General features: G+C 37.6%; 6 protein-coding genes. All 6 read right to left on the reverse strand.

Annotated features, from left to right (window positions below):
• Positions 1 to 41: 41 nt before the first annotated feature.
• Positions 42 to 284 carry a hypothetical protein gene (locus ACY191_RS05935; RefSeq protein ID WP_463269938.1) on the reverse strand — a complete coding sequence of 81 codons (243 nt, stop codon included), beginning with the start codon at positions 282 to 284 and terminating at the stop codon, positions 42 to 44.
• Positions 285 to 1,422: 1,138 nt separating this feature from the next.
• Positions 1,423 to 1,809: an ArpU family phage packaging/lysis transcriptional regulator gene (locus tag ACY191_RS05940; RefSeq protein WP_073340235.1), complete on the reverse strand. Its 387-nt coding sequence runs from the start codon at positions 1,807 to 1,809 to the stop codon at positions 1,423 to 1,425.
• A 254-nt stretch (positions 1,810 to 2,063) separates the two neighbouring features.
• Positions 2,064 to 2,486 (reverse strand): DUF1064 domain-containing protein, encoded by a 423-nt coding sequence (locus ACY191_RS05945; protein WP_463269939.1) that lies wholly within the window; start codon positions 2,484 to 2,486, stop codon positions 2,064 to 2,066.
• A 36-nt stretch (positions 2,487 to 2,522) separates the two neighbouring features.
• Positions 2,523 to 2,930: a YopX family protein gene (locus tag ACY191_RS05950; RefSeq protein WP_263039235.1), complete on the reverse strand. Its 408-nt coding sequence runs from the start codon at positions 2,928 to 2,930 to the stop codon at positions 2,523 to 2,525.
• A 108-nt stretch (positions 2,931 to 3,038) separates the two neighbouring features.
• Positions 3,039 to 3,224, reverse strand: a complete 186-nt coding sequence (locus ACY191_RS05955) for a hypothetical protein (protein WP_463269940.1) — start codon at positions 3,222 to 3,224, stop codon at positions 3,039 to 3,041.
• 30 nt (positions 3,225 to 3,254) lie between these two features.
• On the reverse strand, positions 3,255 to 4,052 hold a 798-nt coding region (locus ACY191_RS05960), incomplete at its 5' end, for a DNA adenine methylase (protein ID WP_463269941.1).

Consider the following 4,052-nt stretch of genomic DNA (forward strand, 5'->3'; position numbering starts at 1 on the left):
CACGGCAGCGCCTACGATAATTGCTATTGGTTTAATCACTTTTATATTCGTGTTCCTCTACACACCACTTCAGCTATTTCACTTGCACTTACGGTCGTTTTAATAACTGGACTAAAGTTTAACATCTGCACTGGTTTCTTTTCGAATCTACTCATAATCTTCTCTAATCTTTCAAAAGCTTCTACACACTCATTAGCTGCAGCAGTTAATTCTCTAATACTTTCATTTGCTTCTTTTGTATCAACGTCTACCTTTAATGACAATGCATTCTTCTGTTCACTCATCCTTATCCTCCTAACCAAATGTCCATTTTGTTCTGTTTTACGTTTAATGTGTAATTTCTATATAGTAAAGAATTTTATTCTCTCTAAACTAGGAACTAACATAATTGATAATCCCTAGTTTACAAAAAACAAAAAAGCCATCACCGAAGCGACAGCTCTTTTACGGCTTATAAAAATATTAAAGGGGATGGGAGAAATCATTCACGAAAGGGGAATTTCGCAATCATTTCAAGGTCAAGATTACTCTCAACCTTCTCCAAGCCACCGCATCAACTAGTATGGCTACACGCCCTGTGTTCGGTGACTGGGAGAAGACTAGGAATCTTCTCGTTTATACTCCGCAGAGTCGGTCAATACTTCGGCTGTCGCATGGCCTTCGCAAACCGTTTTTGTTATATTTCGTCCCGTGACAGATGAGATATAAATATTGTCGAATATAAAGGGAATCAATCTTTATATTCACATCAAGACGGTATTGCCTTTTTCCACCGCCTTACTACAACCAATATAGGGGATGTATCGTGAAAAGGGGATTAAACACGATAGGATGTATATTGGCTGTAGTAAAGAGGTGACTAGTCTCTTTACACCCTGACTACACGCCCATGTAGTAAGAATCGTGAGTAATTACTATATGAACTATCATCAAGCTACGTATACAGCAGATCTTTTAAAATGTATTAATCCAAAACATATAGATTTTCTAGAACGAGTTCACTCAATCATGAGCAACACCCCCATTCGTAGAAATCAACATGACAGGAATAATAGATTTATATCTATTTTCAACGCAGAAGGTGGCTTCTATGTTGAACGATAGATACAAATTAGAAACAGCATGACGAATGCGAGTTATCTCACACCCGCCACACTGGAATATGTCTTCATTTGTTTTAATTGGTCTTTTCGTCTTAACGCGGGTTCGTACCGCCGTGCCCGCCCTACTATGCGGTATACGTTAACGTGACATTCTCGCATAAGAACATTTCACTTATAGGTGTACTAATCCTCTTCGATATGCGGTTGTCAAAGGGCTGTCCAAAGCTCGTTAATAAGCTTGTAAGATAATGATAATTTGAATCACGCATCTACTTATCCGCTCCTTTATCGTTAATTTATCCGCATTTTATCCGTGTTTTTAAATAATAAGTAACGCCTCAGCAAGTGCCATAATCGCATGCTTCTTTTGTATATAGAACCAGTTATTCTCCATCATCATTTGTGCCTTCACCGCTTTATCGCTCATCAATCCATTTTTAAGATATTTCCTCTCAATAATTTCTCTCTGCTCCGGATCTAGTGCATGTTCTAACGCTCTTTTCATTTGAATGTACTTTATATCCTTTATTTTCTTTGTATTACGTACTTCAACGAAAGGACTACTGATATTCTCTGCTGCACACTCTTCCTGATTAATCATACGAACCTTTAAAGCTCTATAGTTGAATAACGCCTTTGCCACTTCCCTCTGTATCTCCTTGTACTCCTCATTCGTGATTTCTGGAAAGAATGCTAATTGCTCCATCTGTAATCCCCCTATTTCTGAATTTGTCTTTTTAACACCACGTAAGGTACGTGAAATTTTACTATCTCTTTGTTGAATAAGGGAAACATGCTTAGTAAAGTAGCCCCCACCAATCTACTCTGCATGGTTCCGTTATCCATTAAATCCAATCGATATAACTAAATTGAGCTGGTCTAGAAAAATACACATCTATAACTCTATCGTTACCTTCAATACGATCCCAAACATATATCTTTGTCATCCGCTCAGCTCCTTTATGATCTTGTCCATTTACCTAACTTCTTGTCCCATATCACAACAATTAACTCTTGTTTGTTTAAATACTCCCATAGCTTCTTACGTATCGGGAATCCTTCATTAATGGCCTTCTTGCTACCTTTCACATCTACAACTTCTACACGTCCATCTGAGTACGTCACTTTAAAGTCTGGTGTGAATTTTAATGATTCCTTTCTAGATTTACCTGACTTCGTTAAACTGCTTTTAATCGTAAATGCTGGGATGAGAGTATAAGAAGGATGGCACTCGATTTGAGCGACATCACCTCTACTCTTTAAATACCTGTAATACCTTGCTTCAGTTCTAGAATCGAATTGTATTCCGTCTACAGTGGTTGGAATACTTTTGATCCGCGGCGCATTCTTTTTCTTGGTTGTTACCTTTCTCTTTCTAATCAACTAGTAACCTCACTTTCTACCAAAGGATTATTTTGTTCAGTTTTGTAACAACTCCGGATTTTCATAAATGTTCCCTAAAACTTTTACATTGTCGTACCATCTAAACTCAAATCCTGTATATCCTCCATCACCTGCATTGGCTTTATAAAGATTGATAGGACATTTCTTGTATGTAGCCTGTTTTGTATCGTATACAACAACGCCTGTCATTCTTTCTCCTGTTTCAATCATCGGGTTATACCAGGTAACTACATCTCCCTCGTATATTTCATTTCCGTCTGAATCCTTTTGCTCAATGAACTGCATTAAAACGATATTACCTTGCTTGTGTTCATACAATGGATCATGGAATGATTCCACATCATCCTCCATATATTCTGCTGCTATATATTCGCCATCAACTTCATCTTGTAACACCCATGCGCGAAACTTGATTTCTCTCATTTTCCTCTTCCTCCCCTGAATAAAACTCAATATTCCGTCAATACTGTAGACAACCCATTTCGAACCATATTCCATTACCCGAGCAGTTAGCATTTACTAGCTGCTCTTTTAGTTATACGGATGACCACTTCCGTAATTTCTGTAATATTTTGTTTGTCCGCTTTCCGCTTCACTTGCCATTCTTTTCAAAGCAACTAACACATCATCCAGCGTATTTTTATCTCCTAGCACTTTTCTATTTGTTTCGATATGCCAAACCACATTTTCAAGCTGTTTCTTCACGTCCATATCCATTCCCCTTTTCTACAAAATGAAATTTTTGTTCTAATTAAACAAGCTCATTTGCTCTGTTCTAAAATTCATAAATAATATTTCTTCTGATTCACATGCAACTCCGGATCCGCCAACAACTTGCTTATGAGCTTTGAATGTTTCTCTTTCCCAATTTGGATAGAGTTCATGCAATAATGGATCATCGTAATAAGATAAAATCACTTTCCCATTTACATTGTTTAATAAGTTGGCTAAATCTATATGGTCCTGCTTCGTAAATCCTCCAGCGTAGAACCTTTCACGACCGATATATGGAGGATCAACATAAAATAATGTCTCTTTGCTATCGTACTTCTCAATAATGCTTCTAAAATCTAAGTGCTCTATCATTGTTCCCTGCATTCTCTTGGCAAACGATTCAATAATCGAGCAAGCACCTAAATATCCTCTTGCTGGATTTTGATTGCTTTTCGTACTGTTTCTCCAACCCGTCTGAGGCACTTCATCAGCATTACCTTTTGATATACCTGACCTATTGAGATAAAACCAACGAACTGCTTTTTCGAATGGATCTCGAGGTAAATGCTCTTTCTTCCAACTTTCATACAGTTGCCTGCTATACGGTAATGATTCACAAGCTTTTTGTAACTCTTTTGGATTACTCCTTGCCACAAGCAAAAAGTTAACTACATTACCATCAATATCGTTATAAACTTCATGGCCAATTGGTGGCTTTTGTGAAATTACATGGGCAGCACCACCAAATGGCTCCACGTACACCTTATGAGCTGGCATCTTATTAATTATGTGTTCTGCATACTTTCCTTTTCCTCCAAACCAAATCAAAGG

The sequence above is a fragment of the Staphylococcus sp. TCBT05 genome (assembly GCF_055179755.1).